Source organism: Actinopolymorpha sp. B11F2, from assembly GCF_040195635.1.
Taxonomy (GTDB): Bacteria; Actinomycetota; Actinomycetes; order Propionibacteriales; family Actinopolymorphaceae; genus Thermasporomyces.
In genome coordinates this window covers 1-16,630 of the sequence record NZ_JBEFTX010000037.1, presented here as the reverse complement: position 1 = coordinate 16,630, position 16,630 = coordinate 1, and the positions used below count along the sequence as shown (strand labels likewise).

The 16,630-nt window shown below is 65.7% G+C and carries 21 protein-coding genes; 7 read left to right on the top strand and 14 right to left on the bottom strand.

The features are described from left to right. Positions 1 to 908: 908 nt before the first annotated feature. The 7 genes from ABN034_RS33695 to ABN034_RS34790 all read right to left on the bottom strand — a co-directional run bounded on the left by ABN034_RS33695 (position 909) and on the right by ABN034_RS34790 (position 6,139). Positions 909 to 1,427 (bottom strand): DinB family protein, encoded by a 519-nt coding sequence (locus ABN034_RS33695; protein WP_349695006.1) that lies wholly within the window; start codon positions 1,425 to 1,427, stop codon positions 909 to 911. Between the two features lie 177 nt (positions 1,428 to 1,604). Next, positions 1,605 to 2,123, bottom strand: a complete 519-nt coding sequence (locus ABN034_RS33690; protein ID WP_349695005.1) for a GNAT family N-acetyltransferase — start codon at positions 2,121 to 2,123, stop codon at positions 1,605 to 1,607. 225 nt (positions 2,124 to 2,348) lie between these two features. After that, on the bottom strand, positions 2,349 to 2,564 hold the full coding sequence (locus tag ABN034_RS33685; RefSeq protein ID WP_349695004.1) for a hypothetical protein: 216 nt from the start codon (positions 2,562 to 2,564) through the stop codon (positions 2,349 to 2,351). Positions 2,565 to 2,725: 161 nt separating this feature from the next. After that, complete coding sequence (locus ABN034_RS33680) at positions 2,726 to 4,024, bottom strand: hypothetical protein (RefSeq protein WP_349695003.1); 1,299 nt, start codon at positions 4,022 to 4,024, stop codon at positions 2,726 to 2,728. Next, on the bottom strand, positions 4,021 to 4,560 hold the full coding sequence (locus ABN034_RS33675; protein WP_349695002.1) for a SigE family RNA polymerase sigma factor: 540 nt from the start codon (positions 4,558 to 4,560) through the stop codon (positions 4,021 to 4,023). The genes ABN034_RS33680 and ABN034_RS33675 overlap by 4 nt, the downstream gene beginning before the upstream one ends. A gap of 298 nt (positions 4,561 to 4,858) precedes the next feature. After that, a complete protein-coding gene (locus ABN034_RS33670; protein WP_349695001.1) occupies positions 4,859 to 5,065 on the bottom strand; it encodes a hypothetical protein in 207 nt (68 codons plus the stop codon). A 768-nt stretch (positions 5,066 to 5,833) separates the two neighbouring features. Further along, positions 5,834 to 6,139, bottom strand: a complete 306-nt coding sequence (locus tag ABN034_RS34790) for a DUF1990 domain-containing protein (RefSeq protein WP_502879144.1) — start codon at positions 6,137 to 6,139, stop codon at positions 5,834 to 5,836. A gap of 466 nt (positions 6,140 to 6,605) precedes the next feature. On the opposite strand from ABN034_RS34790, the gene ABN034_RS33665 reads away from it, so the two are divergent. Both ABN034_RS33665 and ABN034_RS33660 read left to right on the top strand, forming a co-directional pair. Then, positions 6,606 to 8,024, top strand: coding sequence for a serine/threonine-protein kinase (locus ABN034_RS33665; protein WP_349695000.1), 1,419 nt, complete (start codon positions 6,606 to 6,608; stop codon positions 8,022 to 8,024). Between the two features lie 203 nt (positions 8,025 to 8,227). Continuing rightward, on the top strand, positions 8,228 to 9,145 hold the full coding sequence (locus ABN034_RS33660; protein ID WP_349694999.1) for a carbon-nitrogen hydrolase family protein: 918 nt from the start codon (positions 8,228 to 8,230) through the stop codon (positions 9,143 to 9,145). A 68-nt stretch (positions 9,146 to 9,213) separates the two neighbouring features. Here the strand turns inward: ABN034_RS33660 and ABN034_RS33655 are convergent, their stop codons facing one another. Beyond that, entirely contained in the window at positions 9,214 to 9,627 is a 414-nt protein-coding gene (locus ABN034_RS33655; protein WP_349694998.1) for a VOC family protein, read from the bottom strand. 113 nt (positions 9,628 to 9,740) lie between these two features. On the opposite strand from ABN034_RS33655, the gene ABN034_RS33650 reads away from it, so the two are divergent. Then, positions 9,741 to 10,640: a sulfotransferase domain-containing protein gene (locus ABN034_RS33650; protein WP_349694997.1), complete on the top strand. Its 900-nt coding sequence runs from the start codon at positions 9,741 to 9,743 to the stop codon at positions 10,638 to 10,640. Positions 10,641 to 10,716: 76 nt separating this feature from the next. Here ABN034_RS33650 and ABN034_RS33645 read toward each other — a convergent pair whose 3' ends face one another. Further along, a complete protein-coding gene (locus ABN034_RS33645; RefSeq protein WP_349695007.1) occupies positions 10,717 to 11,445 on the bottom strand; it encodes a phosphotransferase family protein in 729 nt (242 codons plus the stop codon). Between ABN034_RS33645 and ABN034_RS33640 the strand changes: the two genes are divergently transcribed. Continuing rightward, positions 11,371 to 11,541, top strand: coding sequence for a hypothetical protein (locus tag ABN034_RS33640; RefSeq protein WP_349695008.1), 171 nt, complete (start codon positions 11,371 to 11,373; stop codon positions 11,539 to 11,541). The genes ABN034_RS33645 and ABN034_RS33640 overlap by 75 nt on opposite strands. 162 nt (positions 11,542 to 11,703) lie before the next feature. Here ABN034_RS33640 and ABN034_RS33635 read toward each other — a convergent pair whose 3' ends face one another. Next, a complete protein-coding gene (locus tag ABN034_RS33635) occupies positions 11,704 to 12,252 on the bottom strand; it encodes a mycothiol transferase (protein ID WP_349694996.1) in 549 nt (182 codons plus the stop codon). Between the two features lie 172 nt (positions 12,253 to 12,424). Continuing rightward, on the bottom strand, positions 12,425 to 12,640 hold the full coding sequence (locus ABN034_RS33630; RefSeq protein ID WP_349694995.1) for a hypothetical protein: 216 nt from the start codon (positions 12,638 to 12,640) through the stop codon (positions 12,425 to 12,427). An 8-nt stretch (positions 12,641 to 12,648) separates the two neighbouring features. Here ABN034_RS33630 and ABN034_RS33625 point away from each other — a divergent pair, with 8 nt between their 5' ends. Continuing rightward, positions 12,649 to 13,119, top strand: a complete 471-nt coding sequence (locus ABN034_RS33625; RefSeq protein ID WP_349694994.1) for a YciI family protein — start codon at positions 12,649 to 12,651, stop codon at positions 13,117 to 13,119. Here ABN034_RS33625 and ABN034_RS33620 read toward each other — a convergent pair. Beyond that, a complete protein-coding gene (locus ABN034_RS33620) occupies positions 13,114 to 13,239 on the bottom strand; it encodes a hypothetical protein (RefSeq protein ID WP_349694993.1) in 126 nt (41 codons plus the stop codon). The two genes, ABN034_RS33625 and ABN034_RS33620, sit on opposite strands and share 6 nt — an antisense overlap. Positions 13,240 to 13,280: 41 nt before the next feature. On the opposite strand from ABN034_RS33620, the gene ABN034_RS33615 reads away from it, so the two are divergent. After that, complete coding sequence (locus ABN034_RS33615; protein ID WP_349694992.1) at positions 13,281 to 13,805, top strand: mycothiol transferase; 525 nt, start codon at positions 13,281 to 13,283, stop codon at positions 13,803 to 13,805. 209 nt (positions 13,806 to 14,014) lie between these two features. On the opposite strand, the gene ABN034_RS33610 is transcribed toward ABN034_RS33615, so the two are convergent. Then, entirely contained in the window at positions 14,015 to 14,725 is a 711-nt protein-coding gene (locus ABN034_RS33610) for a hypothetical protein (RefSeq protein WP_349694991.1), read from the bottom strand. Positions 14,726 to 15,211: 486 nt separating this feature from the next. Between ABN034_RS33610 and ABN034_RS33605 the strand changes: the two genes are divergently transcribed. Continuing rightward, complete coding sequence (locus tag ABN034_RS33605) at positions 15,212 to 15,703, top strand: GyrI-like domain-containing protein (protein ID WP_349694990.1); 492 nt, start codon at positions 15,212 to 15,214, stop codon at positions 15,701 to 15,703. A 53-nt stretch (positions 15,704 to 15,756) separates the two neighbouring features. Here ABN034_RS33605 and ABN034_RS33600 read toward each other — a convergent pair whose 3' ends face one another. Then, positions 15,757 to 16,218, bottom strand: coding sequence for an HIT family protein (locus ABN034_RS33600; protein ID WP_349694989.1), 462 nt, complete (start codon positions 16,216 to 16,218; stop codon positions 15,757 to 15,759). Between the last annotated feature and the right edge of the window lie 412 nt (positions 16,219 to 16,630).

Here is a 16,630-nt window from a genome sequence, read left to right as displayed (position 1 = left end):
CCGCGTGACCTGCACCAGCCGCTGAGCCTCCTCAGGCTCCAACTCCCGAACGAATACCTCAGGCTGACGTGCCATGACTCACCTCCAGGCACAGCCTCCCAGGCGCAGCCCAAGCCAGCACGAGCGGGCACGATTACAACGCCAACGTTGCTTGATGCGGCACTAGAGGCACGCGGCGTTACGGTCCATGTGTTGGAGACGCGGGAGGCCGTAGCGCTGTACAACGAACTGGCGACGACGACGCCAGTCGGGGGACTCTTCCACTCGACGTGTTGAATTCGGGACAGGGTTGGCCGCGGTGTCTGGTCCAGCCCAGGGTGCAGCGTGCCGACCAGCACCCGATGTGACATTTCGGCCCTGCGGGAGGTCGAGCCGGGACACTAACGGGCTATTAGCCGAGGACAACGAGGAGTACTCCAGGCCGCTCCAGCCTCTCGCTCGCGCCGGAGATCGGCTCCTCGGCGCGGGATGTGTACGATTCCCAAGCTGTTTCTAGGTCCCTTTCGGGGCGCCGCGGATGCGGAAAATGGGTGTGGGTCGCCCCCGCCGATGTCGGATTTCCATGGTGCGGGTGAGGCCGTCAAGCTGTTTGACGCTGGGAGTCACGTCGAGGGCTGCGTACTGTTGCTACGACCACGAGGATCCGACTCCTCCCCGCGTTCGACGGTGCTGGCGTCGATACTCTTGGAGTGAGCCAGTTGGGCCGCACGTGACGGCCAACTTACGAACCGGAGACGTCGAAGTCCTTCGCCCAATGCCCTTCGACGAGTTCGACGAGCTGCACGGTGAGTCCTCCTGCTCCTTCGCTGTAGGTGCAATTCTCCCCGTCAGCCAGCACCTGGTCGACGACCCGCCGAGCGCGACCGAGCAGCTCACGATCAGGTTGCCTGCCCGTACGGATCAGATGCTCAAGTACCGGTCCGGCCGTCGATGCGTTCGCGGAGCATGTCCGCGTGCCCGTTGTGCCGGTCGTACTCCGAACACATGTGGCACAGGATCCAGCGCAGAGACATCGGGCCGAAGCGCGGGTGAGCAAAGGTCTCGTCGAGACTCCTGCCGCACATCGCGTCGCGAGACAGGTGCCACTCGTTGACCAGCAGGTTGTACGTTGCCTCGGCCTGTCGGGGATCCACGTCCTCGAAGTCAGCGTCCGGCTTGCCAGGACGATTGTAGATCCCCGGAACGTCCTGGCCGGCGAACCGTTGGCGGAACCAGGACCGCTCCACCTCGGTAACGTGCCGGATCAGCCCGAGCAGCGACAGCGTCGACGGCGGGACTGCCTGCAGCGCCAGTTGCTCCGCAGTCAGACCGCCGCATTTGTGGAGCAGCGTGTACCTTCCCCACTCCAGAAAGCCCTCCAGGGTCGAACGCTCATCCCCGGTGAACGGCTCGTCCACCCGCTCTACCTCTGGCGCGATCCAACTCATCCGGCAAATGTACGGATCAGCATCGTTCAGGACCAGCCGAGCGCGGACGGGCAGGTCGCGGTCGAGCTGCCTGCCTCTGCGGATAAGGGGGTCATGGCGAGGCCGAGCTTGTCTTCTCCCGGCTGAAGAGCTGGAAGATCCTGCGAAACGGTCGGCTGCGCGGCAGTGGCGTGAGCCTCAGCTGTCCCCGTTCAGTACGTGCCACCGTCTGACGGCCATGCCTGTGACCGCCTGCATTCCAAGGCCCTCATAGTACGGGCGCAGCGTTTCATCGCAGGTCAGGTCGACCGAGTACAGATGCTCGGCCGCGGCAAGCACGCGTCGCAGTAGTTCACTGCCGATGCCCTTGCCCTGGTAATCGGGAAGGACCTCCAGCCACGGGATGAAGGCCGTGAGCACACCGTCGCTGATCATGTTGACGAAGCCGACGACGTGATGCGATCCAGCCTCACGTGCGATCACGACCCGATAGCTGCCACGCAGGACGGCGAGGTGCTGGGCGGGCGTCGGCGACGAAGGCCATCCCACGAAGAAGCCACAGAGATCCTTCTCCGCGAGGATCGAGATGTCGGTGCTGTAGAGGATCACTGGCGCATCCTGACAGAGAGGGGTCAGGCGACCCGAGTCGGCATGACCTTTCGTCGCGGATACCTCGCCAATGGCGACGATGACAGCATTGAAGGGGTCTGCCGCCAACGACCCGGCTGGCCATTCTCGGGGTGGAAGACCGACCTCTACGACGCCTGACGGGCGGGTGTCGCGCATCAGGTGGCACAGGACCCGGACGCCGGGCTGCGTTGCTGCATTGACCTCTTATGGATCAAAGGCGCCGCTGACGGGGCGTTCGCGATGTACCTCCACCTCATCGAAGACCTCAGTTGTGCGGGAGAGGGGTCCGCCGATGTACCCACGCACTCCGCTTCAACGGGGCGGTTGTGACGTGGACATGACGATGCTCAGGATCTGATCGGCGATGGCCTCCGGCGGTTGGCTGTCGGTTTCGATCACGGTCATATCGCCCCGGGCACGGAATTGCCGGTTCAGGTCGATGAGCGAGTCCCGTTCGCGCTGCGAGCCCATCCACGTCCGCTGGCGATGTCGTCTCTCCAACTCGGCGTCGGAGCACACGAGCGCCACATAGGTGATCGGGCCGAGGAAGTGTCGCAAGGCTTGGTGCTCCCATTGGTGGGGCATGGAGCCGCATGAGAACGCACCACGCGAAATGGCATGGGAACTGTCGTTCCTTCACCGATCCAGGCCTACGGTCGGACGTGATGGGCGGTAGTCGCCATGACTCCTTAGGTGCCCGGGAGCTTGTACCAACGGCCGTCCGCAGGTCGGCTTTTGGTGGCGACTTCGCAGCTGCCCGCGACGGTGCACCGGACGATCCCCGCCTCTCCCTGGCCGTAGGAAGCGAGGAGGAAGTGTTCCTCGTCCTCCCAGGCCATGTTTCCGTTGGAGAGCCTGATGGTGAGAAGCGGCTTTCCCGTCTGGGCGTCGGCGATCGTGTAGTGGGGCACGGTCTGTCCTTCGCCCATGATTTCGATCACCGCATAGCGGCCATTGGGCGAGAATCCGCGGATGCTTACGTGGCTGCCGAGCTCGGTCGGGCAGACGCGCCACCGCTCGCGGTTGCCGTTGCTGGTGTCGATGGTGGCGGCACAGTACAGCTGCTCGGACTGGCGTTCCTGGGCGACTTTGGGTACCAGGCCGACGAGGCTGGCACGGTCGGTCGTGTCCGCTCCGTAGAAGCCTTGCCACAGGGTGAGCTGCCCGGTCTTGGGATCCCATTCCTGTGCCACTGCGGGCTCGGATGGCCAGGAGCCTGAGCTGAGCATGACTTGCTCACCGAGAAAGCCCACCGTGCGGCCGCCCTTTCCGACGTCGATCGAATGCAGGACTCTGCCGGTGCGCGCGTCGGCGACGTTCACGGTGCCGTCCGGGGTCGCCCAGGCGATCCGCCTGCGTTCGTTTGATACGACGGCTCTGCCTCGAGCGGTCAGTTTCTGCGTGCCGTCAAGCCCGACGAGTTGTAGGTGCACCTGATTGTTGTCGTAGCTGGTGACTACGTAACCACTGTCCACGACGTCGAAGGATGTCCAGTCCGGGAGGTCGACTGGTGTGGTGGTCGCCCCGTTGTGGATCTTGCCGTCGGCGTACCAGGGGACCTTCGGGTCCTCGCCACGGGGGAGCCCGGCGAAGTCCTCTTCCCTGAGGCTCTTGGGGGCATGCGGCGCTACGACAGGTCCGGCGGTCGGTGCCGGTGAAACGCCGACCGTCGGTGTGGCGATCGGCGAGGGAGCGGAGGTTGCCGTCCGTCCTGGCGTCTGTGCGGGCGTCGGTGTCACAGTCGCGGGGTCCACCCGGGTGTGGTCGCCGGGCGGGGTGAGGAGATTCAGGCCGACCGGCAGAGCGAGGGCGACGGCGGCCACACTGGCGACGACCCCGGTGGCGCGTCGGCGGGTACGGATGCGGCGGGCGCGGCGGATGGCGTCCGCGGCTGGGTCGTGGTGGGTCCTGGCGTAGGTCGCGAGTCGGGTCAGTCCGGCGCGGACGTCGTTGGCCGTGAGGTCCTGGTCGTGCTGGTGCTCGTTCACCGGACGTCCCTCCTGGCGGGCGCGGGCTCTGGTGTAGTGGCCGGGGTGAGTCCGGCGCGCAGGGCGGCGAGGGCGCGGTGGGTGCGACTCTTGACGGTCCCGATCGAGCAACCAAGGATCTCGGCGGTCTCGGCTTCGCTGAGGTCCTCGAAATAACGGAGCACGACCGCGGCGCGGTGGTGTGCCGGGAGGGCGCGAAGGAGCCGCCACAGGTCACCGTCCTGCTCAGCCGAACCGCCGGGGTCACCTCGCGGATCGGTTGCGGGGCGATCTGGCAGTTCGGCCGTCAGAGTCTCGCGTCGCCGCCACGCCCGACGCCACCAGAGGGTGTGCTCATTGACCATGACCCGCCGTACGTAAGAGTCAAGGGCTGCCTGGTTGTGGATGCGTCTCCACGCCAGATAGGTGCGGGCCAGCGCGGTCTGCACTAGATCCTCGGCCGCGTGATGATCTCCCGTCAGCAGGAACGCCGTACGCGTCAGCGCGGCATGCCGAGCGGCGACGTAGGAGCTGAACCCCTCCGCGGTGTCTGCCACCGATCCGCCCTCCCATGTGTTGTTCGCATCCTCTAGATGCGGTCGGTCCCGTGAAAGGTTCCACATGTGCGGGAGGAACGGCATCACGTCGTCTAGCGCTCATCAGCTCCCGGAGACCAACCTGACCTCAGCGTGACCCCAACGAGCGGCAACGTCTGGCGACGATGAGCACCAGGCCGAGGACCTCACGAGGGCGGATGAGCAGCTGGTGATCACGATGTCCGTTCCACGGATAGCAGCGCCCAGGCTCCGGCGCTCACAGGACCGGCCAGCCAGGGCCAAGGTCACCGGACCGCCGTCAGGGCTCCTCGGTTCGGTGAGGAACTCGGCACCGGCCGCGAGCCACACCGACCAGCACCCCACCTGCGACCGCGACGACCAAGCCGAAGAACAGCACAAGCGCCCCCGGACCTGGCGTCATCAACATGGCTACACCGGCGACCGAGACAAGGCCACCAAAACCGAGCCCGGCCCAGCCAAGGAACGGCAAAGGACGATGGTTCATCGGATCCTCCCAGCGAGTGGACGCAGCGTACCGGGCGGACCCGGACGGTGTTGCCACGTTTCGCGGGCGCGAGACCCCTGGGCTGGGTGCCCTCTGTACCTCGGGGACGGCGGCGTCCTTACGGCCGAGCTTGCTCCACAACCGCCGCCTGCCGCATCACAGCGGCATTTCCCACCGCGTTCCTGGCTATGCTCGCTCCCGTTGAGCGGGGCGGCTATCCGAGCGGCACTATTCCGAGGCGGACGCGATGAGCGCTACGTCCCCACAACCTCCCGCGGCGTGCGAATGTCAGCACGAGGACGGTGGGCCATCGAGAGTTCTCCTGCGGTGGCGGTGGGACAGCCCTCTCCGAAGGAGGGCAACACGCACCGCCAGATCAGTCTCGAACTGGCTTGAACGCTACGGGCCACGGCCTGGGGTTGTTGTACTCGGACTCGGCAAGGCGTTGGAGCACCTCGGGCTGCGACCGGCCGCATACCTGTGGTTGCCACTCGCGCTAGCGGCGACCTTGTTGATCTTATGGCCGCTCGCCGCGAATATCGTCAGGCTTGCTGCGAGAACCGTCCAAGCTTTCCTCGAAGGATGGCGAGAAGGACGGCCTACCGACCGTGCCACACACCTTCCGGATGGAACGTGCCCCTGTGGTGTCCCCGAACGACCTCACGGGTCCTCAACAACCCTGTCCGACCGACGGGAGAGCAGCCCTCTCAGGGCGACGGATGATCTTACGGACTCCCGGGCTCACGTCGTCATCCCACAGCTCGCGACTCAGGACGCCAGGGAGCGGAGATAGCGCCGGCTGTAGAGGTACTGAGCCACCGGCAACAGTGGATACGTGGCTCGCCAACTCCCGATCGACCGTTGGGTCAGGGAGCGAACGGTTAGCCATGTCGAGCCGTCGGGTCCCCGATCGACCAGGAACGCTTCCTCCCCGCTGACGGGATGACCTGTCAGGGTGCCGTATGCAAAGCCCTTCCGGTGAGGTTCGTCGACCACCGCGATCACCTGCACGGGCTCATGGATCCGCAGGGGTCCCAGGTGGGCGATGAGCCAATACCTGGCCCCTGCGACCACCGTGGCGTCGGGGCTCGTGCCGATCGGAAGCCCGTCCTCGCCTCAACGGCGAAGCCGCTGCGGGTCTTCACCCCCCACCGCAGGACCTCCGTCGAGGCGAATCTCCAGACTGACGAATTCCCGAGCCGCGCCCTGCGTTCGGATCCACGGAAGCCGTGAGGCAGCGCTGCCGGCCAGTCGTCGTTAGCCAAGGTCATGCCGACTGGCTCGTAGCTCAGCGTACGCTCCGACAAGCTCGAGCCAGCTCTTCGCGCCATCGAGCCATTATGCGGAGTCGGCGTGCTCTGAGGCGTGTCCGTCTAACGGACAGATCTGACCGCAGGCTGTTCCGGTAGCGCTGCGGCACCAGGACAAGCACAGGCTGGGCTCCGTCCCGGCCTCGGCCAGCCGAGCGTGGTCTGGGCGAACCGTCCGGCGGTCATGACCGGCGCTGTATGGTCGTCAGGTTGTAGATGGTGGAGGTGGCATGCAGGCGAATGCGGGTGTGGTGGCCGGTCGTTATCGGCTGAGAAGCCTGCTGGGCCGCGGGGGGATGGGCGAGGTTTGGCAAGCCGACGACCAGATGCTTGGCCGTCCGGTCGCGGTGAAGCTGTTAGCCACTACGGTGAGTGATCCAGCGGATCGGGCGCGGTTCGTTCGGGAGGCCCGTTCGGCCGCGCAGGTTAGCCACCCGAACGTGGTTGCGGTCTACGACGTCGGCGAGTTCAACGAACGCCCGTACATGGTCATGGAGCTTTTCCACGGGCCAACGCTGGCGGCCGAGTTGGCTGAGCGTGGACCGCTACCCCTCGAAGAGGTGCGGCGCCTGGGGGCACACGCTGCCGCGGGTCTGCAAGCCGCTCATCTGGCCGGGGTGGTCCACCGTGACATCAAACCGAGCAACCTCGCCCTGTCCGGCGACGGGGTGCTGAAGCTGATGGACTTCGGCATCGCCCGAGCTGTCGACGAGGCAGCCACCCGGCTCACCCAACCAGGCACGGTGGTCGGCACCGCGAGCTACCTCGCCCCGGAGCAGGTCGCTGGCAGTGCTGGTGATGCCCGCAGCGATTTGTACGCCTTCGGCTGTGTGCTGTACGAGATGCTCACCGGTCGCCCACCATTTACCGGCGGTATGGCCGCCGTCTTGTACGCACACCAGCATCTCGACCCCGAACCAGTGTCCAGGTTCCGTGCCGACGTGCCGCCCGATCTCGAAAGCCTGATCCTCGGACTGCTCGCCAAGCACCCCGAGCACCGACCGACCAGCGCCGGCATGGTCGGATCCGCGTTGATGGGGGACAACCTGCCCGGACCGCTGCCCATGCGCGGAGGTGGCGGCGGCGATGCCACGTCCTCGATGCCGGTGCACGCGTACCGTCCCCCGGACCGTTGGAGCAGGCGTCCCGGCACCGCCTTGGTCATCGCGGCTGGGCTGATCCTCGCCGTTCTGGCCGGCGTGATCATCGGGCAGATCCTGACCAGCATCGACGACGATTCCCCTGCTGCGCGGGCTGAAGACCCGACGGGCGCCGCATCGAACACCCCCGGCCCGTCGTCCTCTCCAAGCCCGTCGTCTCCAAGCCCGTCAACCACCGAACAGCCCGCACGGTACGGCACCGCAGCCTGGCTGCGGCAGGTCGCCGCCGCTATCAGCAGGTTGGAGCGGCGCGGCCGGATTGACCCCGATGTTGCGGACAAGGTGCACAAGCGCATCGACGAAGCGCTGGAAAAGTACCGCGAAGGCAAGACCGACGATGCCGCACAGAAGATCCGCGAACTCACCCGCGATCTTGCCGAGGCGCAGGACAAAGGTCGCCTCCGCACGGACACCAGGCTCGCCAACCTGCTGGCCATCGCACCAGCAGACTCCGACGAAGGGGATAACGATCGCAAGGGCCGCGACTGATCCACCGCGGTTTCCCATCGGCGGCGGAGGATGTCGCCCGCGAGGGCTGGAAGTCCACGACCACCAACGATGACCTTTCGACTCGGAATTGGGGGTGGCTGCTGATCACCTGGGAGTCAGGAGCAGAGACCCCGATGACCCGAGTGGAGCTGACGAGGTTCCTGAACCCTTGTTGTCGGTGGTGGCTGCGATGATCATGCGACATGGCGACAATTCGGATCGCGGTGGCGCAAGGTGTAGGGACGCATACCCCGGACGGGGCGTCGATTCGCGAGCAGGGTCGACGAATTCGAGAGCTGATGGCCAGCGCGGCTGACGGTGGGGCTCGACTGATCTTGTTCACCGAGGGGGCGCTGTCGGGCTATCCGGATAAGCGGTTGATGTCGCGTGATCCGGATCGGGTGACGGAGTCGGACTGGTCGCGGGTCGATTGGGCGGTGCTGGAGGAGGAACTCGCAGCGACCGCCGGGCACGCCGGTGACGTGGGTCTGTGGGCGGTGGTCGGCTCGGTCCATCGGATGGCGGGAGGTGCGCGACCGTTCAACAGCCTGTACGTGATCAGCGAGACCGGGCACCTGGTCGGCCGCTACGACAAGCGGTATCTCTCACCTAGCGAGGCGACGTTCATGTTCGCGGCCGGTGATCATCCGACCGTTGTCGAGCTTGACGGGTTCCGTTTCGGCTGCGCGTTGTGCATCGAGGCCAACATGCCAGAGGTGTTCATCGAGTACGAGTCACTCGGGGCAGATTGCGTGCTGCTGGCCACTTACGCCGACGGGCCGGCCGCCGAGCCGCTCGGTTCTAGCCACTCCAAGGCACACGCGTTGCTGACCGGGATGTGGATCGCATTCGCCGCGCCCGGCGTTGCGCCGGGGACCGCCGTATCGTGCGTAGCCTCGCCCGATGATCGATGGCTGGTCAGGGGCGATCCGGACGGGACCCCCCAGGTGCTGTTCGCCGACCTCAATCCCGACGCGATGCGCGCCGGCTATGACCGGGGCTACAGGCCCTGGCGGGCGTGCTACCGAAACGGGTACTGCCCAACGCCGGACGAGGTCACGGCATTGCTGAAGTCGCGGGAGCCGCAAACCGCCACGCCCGCACGACGCCTGAGGTCATAGAGGTCAACTCTGCAACCGCAGGGCTGCGCTCGTGTCATGTCTCCCGCGTGCTGCGCCGCTCAAAGTGCTTACTGGACGAGCAGACAGAACGGGTGGCCAGCGGGGTCGGCCAGGACATACAGGGGCTCGCCCTCATCCCGAGTTCGGTCGAAGAGGACAGTCGCGCCGAGCTCTTCCGCACGCTGACGGTGGCGCTCGAGCTCCTCGACCGACGGCACCTTGAAGTCCATGTGCATTTGCATCGGAACCTGCTCAGACGGCCAGGTCGGCGGCGTGGTGTCCTCCTTCTGCTGGACGGTAAGGACACGGTTTCCTTGGTCGTCGACGAGGACCAGCCAGTCGGCGTCGTCCTCGCTGCCGTCGGTGGGGACTTCTTCGCCGGAGCGATACCGCAGGCCCAGCAGTTCCCGGTAGAACTCGGCGAGGCCACGGCAGTCTCGGGCATCGATCGCGGTGTGGAGCAGGACGGGGTATCCGGACATTGGCCTGTCTCCTTACGGAGTAGCTGCACTGCGAACATCACGTTAGCCGTACGCCGAAGTTGCACGCCACGAGGAACCCAGCAGGCGCCATCACTGACCTGTACGATCCAGCGGTGCGCGACTCCCCCTCCTCCCCTTACCGTTACGTCTCGGACGACGAGGACAGTGCTCGCTGGCTCGGTTTCCCGTTCCGGCAAGGCGACATCGTGATCAGCACACGGTCGAAGAGCGGCACGACGTGGATGCAGATGATCTGTGCCGTGCTGGTCCTGGGTACGCCGGAACTCCCTCGGCCGCTGGCAGACCTGTCGCCGTGGCTCGACATGCTCAACGCGCCGCGCGACGAGGTGTACGCGATGCTGGAGGCGCAGCAGCACCGCCGGTTCATCAAGACGCACACCCCGCTCGACGGGATCCCGCTCGACCCGCGGGCCACGTACGTCGTGGTCGCCCGACACCCGCTCGACATGGCGGTGTCGCTCTACCACCAGGTCAACAACATCAACCGGGAACGGCTCCGCGAGCTGACCGGCGCGGCGGAACCGAGCGAACCGACGAAGGAGCGGCTCCCCGTACGGGAGTGGCTGCTGGACTGGACCCGCTCCGAGGAGGATCCGCGGGAGGCGATGGACTCGCTGCCCGGAGTGATGTGGCACCTGTCGGACGCGTGGGCCCGCCGCGACCAGCCGAACATCGTCCTGGTGCACTACGACGACCTGTCGGCCGACCTGGACGGCGAGATGCGCCGGCTGGCCGACCGGCTGGGCGTCGCGGTGTCCGACGAGGTGTGGCTGGACCTGGTACGGGCGGCGACCTTCGAGCAGATGAAGGGCAAGGCGGGCTACCTGCTGCCGAACCGCAACGGCGTCTTCAAGGACATCAACGCGTTCTTCCGCAGGGGCCGGTCCGGCTCCGGACGGGAGCTGCTGTCCAATGCCGAGCTGGCGGCGTACCGGGCCCGAACCGCCGAGCTGGCACCGCCCGACCTGCTGGCCTGGCTACATCGCGACTAGCCACCGGTCGCTTCGCCTGGGCCTTCGCAGTGGAGTGTCACGTCTGGTGGTGGTGCTGCCCCGAGGCCGTGAGCTGTCACCGGTTGAGCAGATGAACGACCTTCTCCCGAAGGCCTGAGATCCAAGGGAAGTTCTCCCGAACGCACCACTCGGCGCCGCGAACGGCGTTGAAGACATCGTAGATCCGGAACAGCTGGTCCCAGTCTTCTGGCTCCGTCCCGCCGTTGGCTGCGTAGGACCTACGTACTCCCGGGAGGATTGCAGCCGAGCGTGGGTCATCGGCAGGACCGCCCCGAACGAAATGAGCGAAGTCGTAGAGGGGGTCGCCGACCACGGCATCTCCGAAGTCGACGATATCGACGACTCGGTTTCTGCGATCGACGAATATCTCCATGTTTCCCAGGTCGCCGTGGACGAAAACTCCCGGCCTGCTGTCCAGCATTGATGCCTGGCCGGAGAAGAGGCGTTCGACGCGGGTGGCAAGCTCGCGGTCGAAGTGTCCAGCCGTGCGCAGGAACCGCAACGGCTCGGTCAACGCCTGGAGAAGAAAGTCAGACCATCGCGCGTAGCTGCCCTCTCCCTTCTCGTTGAGCGGACCATATCCAGGGAGTTCGCATGCGTGAAGGAGCGCAAAGATCCGCCCAAGGTGGTCCTGTGTCCGAGCAGATGCGCGCACGTTAGGGGTGGGGAGCGCCCATGGGCGCCCACGTGCCTTGCGGATGAGCATCCAATGGGCACCGGGAAGCCCTTGGGCTTCGCCCTCATCAAGTACCCGCGGCACCGGGACTCCGGCGGCGGTAGCCAGGCGCAGTGTGTTGGCCTCCGCGGCGACCGAATGGTGCCCGCTCGCCTTCAGTACGACATCCTCACCGTCGGCAAGCCGCGCCCCGACCACCACTGATTGGGAGCGAAACGTCAAGTGTGGCCACACATCAACAGGCTCACCGCAGGACTGGGTGATGACTCGGGACGCACACAGCTGTGCTGGCGTTAGCTCACTCATTGGTCGCCGGGGACCTCTCCAGGATCACCAGTCTGTCGCCGCCGAAGCCGATCGGCCGGATTACCACGGCGGGTCGTTGCCTTTCAGACCGTCAACCGCTTCGCGTAGTAAGTCGGCGTGGCCGGTGTGTTTCAGGTTCTCCTCTAACAGGTCGACGAGAAGTCGCCTGCGGCTCACGATGTAGGGCTCGCCATTCGACGTGCTCCACGTGACGGTCACGTCGAGCCCATCGTGCTCGATCATCTCCTGCCAGGCGGCCCGTGAGCGTTTGACGACGCCATACCACAGCGCATACAGCTCCTCGGGCTCGTCGGTGAGTGCCGAGTGAAAGTCGGAGTACTCGCCACCGTCCCAGTCGTCGGTGTTCCAGGGCAGGTTCGGTGACCGGCCGTGAGCCTTTGCGGTCCAAGCGTCCTCAACGGACGCCATGTGCTTGATCAGACCAGCCAGGGTCATCGTCGATGGTGGGTGCTGTCGGCGCAACTGCTCGGCGTTCAGCCCTCCGGTCTTCCAGGCGAACTGTTTGTGCACGCGTTCGAGTGCAAAGCACAGGATCTCAGCATCGGTGCCTTGCTGAGAGTCGGTGAAAGGCAGATCCGTCCAGTCCATGGCGGGACAGTAGTCCTGGTCACCGGTGGTCGGCGACCCCTGCTGCCGGCCTCGCGGGGGCGTCGGGGCGCCGTCCTCGGGCTCGTCGGCGGACCCAGAGATCAGGCTCCAAGTGCCGCAGGTGCATGTTGCCACCCTGAAGACATGCGTGCGAGCAACGGACGAATTGCACTCACCAGTTTGCCCAGTCGAGCACCTCAAACGCGTCCACATCGGCAAATTCATAGGAGTCCAGCCACGCCCACAGAGTGCTGGGCGCGGCGAAGATCGCGGTCGTCGGACGCGCGCCGCGCAGATCGTGGTGAAGACTGTGGGCATGGAGTTCTTCTGCTATCACAGCGATCGGACCGGCTCCGCGGCGCTGCGCAACGAGCTGCGGGAAGAGCACTGGTCTACATGGACCGGTACGCGACGAAGATGATCGCCCGCGGCCCGACCTTCGCCGGCGACAGCGACACGCCCAGCGGAAGCGTACACATCGTCGATCTGCCAGATGCCGCCGGTGCCCGCGCGTTCGCCTTCGACGAGCCCAATTACCAGGCCGGCGTGTACCGGGACGTGCTGCTGCGCCGGTGGCGCAACATGCTGGGACGCACCATGTGGGACTTCCCCGGCGGCCGGACCGGTGGCAACCGGTACCTCGTGCTCGGCCTCAGCACGGGCCGAGCCGCCGACCTCGCCGTGTCGACAGAGCGGGATGACCTGATCGCCTACGGGCCACTGCTGTCCGACGATGGCACGACCTGGCTGGGCACGGCGGCACTGGTCCGGGCAACGGACCCGGACACGGCACGCGCCATCCTGACCCCGGACAGGTACGCCGACATCGAGGTCCACCACTGGCAGTTCGGCGGGCGGCCGTCATGAATCGAGGACGTCCAGTTCCGCTCGGGCCGCCACTGCGGGTGAGCAGGTGCCGTGGCACGTGTACGCCGCCTTCTCCGCCAGCAGGTCGACGCCGGTCGGCAGCGTGTGGAACCGGTCCACGACCATAGCGTTTGGCTGCGGCCTCTGCCATTCTCGCGGGCATGGATTACACAGACCTCTTCCCGTACGCCGACAACATGGACGGTAGCGAGGCGGAGGTGCTGTGCTTCGCTCTCGACCGTGTGCGCTGGCGGTTTGCCTGGAAGACCGGAGGGCTCAACGCCGAGCAGTTGCGCCGACAGCACCCACCATCCACGATGACGTTGGCGGGCCTGATCAAGCACATGGCGGTCGTCGAGGAGGGGTTTGCCGCGGGGGCTGCAGGTCGGGCAGCCACGTTGGTCGGCGGGGAGGACGATTGGCGGTGCGCGGACGAGCCGGAGACGCTGTATGCGCTGTGGTACGGCGCCGTCGAGCGCGCGAGTGTCGAGTGGCGGAAGATCAGCGCCGACGGTGGGCTCGACGTACCTGTCCCGGGGGGCACGGACACCTGGATCCTGAATCGCCGAGGCTTGCTCGTCACCTTGCTGGAGGAGTACCAGGTGCATGCCGGCCACGCCGACCTCATCCGCGAGGCGGTGGACGGGCTTGTCGGCAACGACCCGAGGGAAGTCGCTGATGCCTGACAGGACGACGGCAGTGTCGCGTCCTCGATCCCGCGTGACGGCACTCCATCACTGCTCGGGCGGGGAACGCACGCGTGATCGCATCAGCAAGGAAGACGAAGCATGGTTGAACGGGGAGCCTCTGGGTGAAGCGTCGCGGAGGCGCCCAGGTGAAGGCGTACTGTCCGGAAGGCCTGCCAGATCTGGTACGAGCGGAAGCCGACCGTTGATCAGCCGATCTTTGTTCCGACAGGTACGGAGTCCAGTGTCCGGAGGTAGGCAACCAGGTCACTCAGTTTCTCGTAGGTGCGCGCTTCTTCGGCCATCCCCTCGACGAGTTCCGGTTCCCCTGCTGGATTGAGTACATGGTCAGGACCTTGCACGAGAATTCCGTCGTAGGACACCAGTCCATAGTATTGACGATCTCTGTCGAGCCTTGCCGTTCCGCCCGCGACAGGTCTTCCCCTCTTCTCCCAGCGTTCGATGAGATTGTTCACCGCATCCTCACCTGAGCGCAGAAAGAAGACAGCTGGCCCTTGCGGCAGCCCAGCGCGAATCTTCTCCAGGCTTCCGGTCGGATCCGTCGCGCCGAACATCAGATCGAGTGTGAGCTCATCGCGAAACTTCAGCGGAAGCGAACCTTGCACGATCTCGAGTGGCCGCGCCACGAGGCCAACGCCGTAGACCTTATCTGTCGCGACCTCACCAGTGACCGGTTCCGTGGTGCGGATGTCGACGATCTCGCCCACGAGCACGACCGAGGACATCTTGATCGCCTCGGTCAAACTGGGCGGGATAACGTCCAGTGCACCAGGCATACTCATCCCGGTGAAGAATTCGACATCCGAACGGTGATAGGTATCCAGGGCCGCATTGTCCACCCCGGGCAGGAAGTAGCGCCTACCCAGGACACTGCCCGCCGTCATCGCTCCGGCAGCCACGACCACAGCACCAGCGATCAGCGCACGTCGCTTCAGCCTCGACCTGGGTCCTGTCTCCGGACCGCCTGACCGGGTGCTGGAAAGGATCACGTCCCTCGCCCTCACCGACCCCATCTGGTCAATGTACGCACTGGTGAGCAAGCAGGCGGGCTCCGCGAGAGCCTCCGTCCGGTACCTGCCGCAGATGACGCGGGCAACCGTTGCGGAGTCGGGCCGGGACTGAGTACGCACCTTGCGGCGTCGATCCACCGCCAAACCTCCGTCGGCCCTCTCCAGCAGAGCCGCTTGCTGGAGGCAAAGGGGACCATATCGTCGGATCGCTGTCCCGGTCACCGTCGGGCGCCGTCGCTGGGGGACGTAGCGCTGGGCGTGGAGGGCCGGATGACGGCGAACCGCAACCGCAAGCGACTCGTTCGACAACGCATGCAGCGCACTGGCGAGTCGTACGCGGCTGCTCTCCGGCACCTTCGATCCGAAGGGAGTGCCATGTCGACGCAGCAAGCGAATGTGAACGTGACCTCGATCGTGCGCAAGACGCTCAGTGATCAGCCGGTCCTGTGTGTACGGAGTACCAAGGCGGATCGCAGTGCCGAGACGGACTGGTGCGCTGTTGGCGAAGCAATTGGAGAAGCGTGGCAGGCCCATGAGCGGCAGGGCCTCGCATCGGCAGGGCCGCCCTGCACGCTCTTTCTCGATTCCGGATGGGAAGCTGGAGTGCCTGTCGATCGATCGGGCGCCCCCGAGGGCCGAGTCATTCCCGCCGTACTCCCTCGAGGCGAGTTGGCATCGGCCTATTTCTCTGGCAACTTCTGGGACATGGAGAAGTTCGAGGCGGTCATCGCGAACCTGCGAACGCAGATCGAAGCGGCCGGGCTCGAACCGGCCGGGCCATTGCGCTGGATATGGCTCACGGCCCCAGAGCTCACACCTGACCCCGACAATCACTACACCGAGCTGCATTGGCCGATAAAGGGCTGACCTGACCCGGGCGCAGCCGTCCCATCACCCGCGGGTGCCTGCAACCGAAGACCTTATATCGCGGCCCGAATCCGCTCGACTCGATCCAGGAGCTCTCCGGTGCTGGCAGGCACGGGCTGCTCGGGCAGGAACGGTCTACCCCCCGCCGGGTCCCCGTAGTACCGGGGCACCAGGTGGCAGTGAGTATGCGGCTGCCCGTTTCCGAGCAGGAGGTAGTTCATCTTGTCGGCCCCGAGCGCCCGCTGGACAGCCTTGCCTGCATACATGACATCGGCCAGGTAGGCCGCCTGCTCGGCGGCCGGAAGATCGTGCGGTTCGACCACGTGCTGCTTGTAGATCACCACGCTGTACCCGGGGCTGAACTGATCGGTGCAGAGCCGAAACACACTCGTGTCCAGTGTCGTGATCGTGTGTCCGTAGCGGTCCACATAGTCGGGCTCCATGCGGACTTCCATCTCCTGGCACAGGGGGCACGCCTCCCCTTGCAGAAGCTGGTCCCACTGTTCGCGTGGCATCCAGGTACCCGTCACGCTCCACCGCCCTCCCGCGCAGAAACGCCCGACGCTATCGGTGTGGTACGCAGGTGGCAAGCGGGAGACAAGCCCTCATAGCTACCTCTGCCATTGCCGCCGACATTACCGACAAGTAGTTCCACCACCAACCTGTGAGAGCCCTCGGTGTAGCGGCGGACGCCCCCCTGTCACCCCAACCCGTGATCCGGAAGCCCGAGCTGAACGCCGTCGTGCAATCCGCGTGCACACAAGTGGGGCACCCCGGGTCCTGTCCGCAAACGTGGGCTGCAGTGGCGTCCAGCAAAGTGGTGTACGGCAGGCGCTCGGTGATGGGCGTGTCGTAGACGTGTAGGGCGGTCATCGCGTGATCCTTTGGAAGACCTTCCACAGTGCTTCTGAAGGAGTTCTCGCGATG

Bases quoted from the DNA above. Each gene is read 5' to 3' on its own strand.
- ABN034_RS33600 (WP_349694989.1), bottom strand. From the start codon at position 16,218: ATGCCACGCGAACAGTGGGACCAGCTTCTGCAAGGGGAGGCGTGCCCC.
- ABN034_RS33635 (WP_349694996.1), bottom strand. From the start codon at position 12,252: ATGGACTGGACGGATCTGCCTTTCACCGACTCTCAGCAAGGCACCGAT.
- ABN034_RS33665 (WP_349695000.1), top strand. From the start codon at position 6,606: ATGCAGGCGAATGCGGGTGTGGTGGCCGGTCGTTATCGGCTGAGAAGC.
- ABN034_RS33670 (WP_349695001.1), bottom strand. From the start codon at position 5,065: ATGAACCATCGTCCTTTGCCGTTCCTTGGCTGGGCCGGGCTCGGTTTT.
- ABN034_RS33660 (WP_349694999.1), top strand. From the start codon at position 8,228: ATGGCGACAATTCGGATCGCGGTGGCGCAAGGTGTAGGGACGCATACC.
- ABN034_RS33640 (WP_349695008.1), top strand. From the start codon at position 11,371: ATGGGCACCGGGAAGCCCTTGGGCTTCGCCCTCATCAAGTACCCGCGG.
- ABN034_RS33605 (WP_349694990.1), top strand. From the start codon at position 15,212: ATGTCGACGCAGCAAGCGAATGTGAACGTGACCTCGATCGTGCGCAAG.
- ABN034_RS33695 (WP_349695006.1), bottom strand. From the start codon at position 1,427: ATGAGTTGGATCGCGCCAGAGGTAGAGCGGGTGGACGAGCCGTTCACC.
- ABN034_RS33655 (WP_349694998.1), bottom strand. From the start codon at position 9,627: ATGTCCGGATACCCCGTCCTGCTCCACACCGCGATCGATGCCCGAGAC.
- ABN034_RS33615 (WP_349694992.1), top strand. From the start codon at position 13,281: ATGGATTACACAGACCTCTTCCCGTACGCCGACAACATGGACGGTAGC.
- ABN034_RS33625 (WP_349694994.1), top strand. From the start codon at position 12,649: ATGGACCGGTACGCGACGAAGATGATCGCCCGCGGCCCGACCTTCGCC.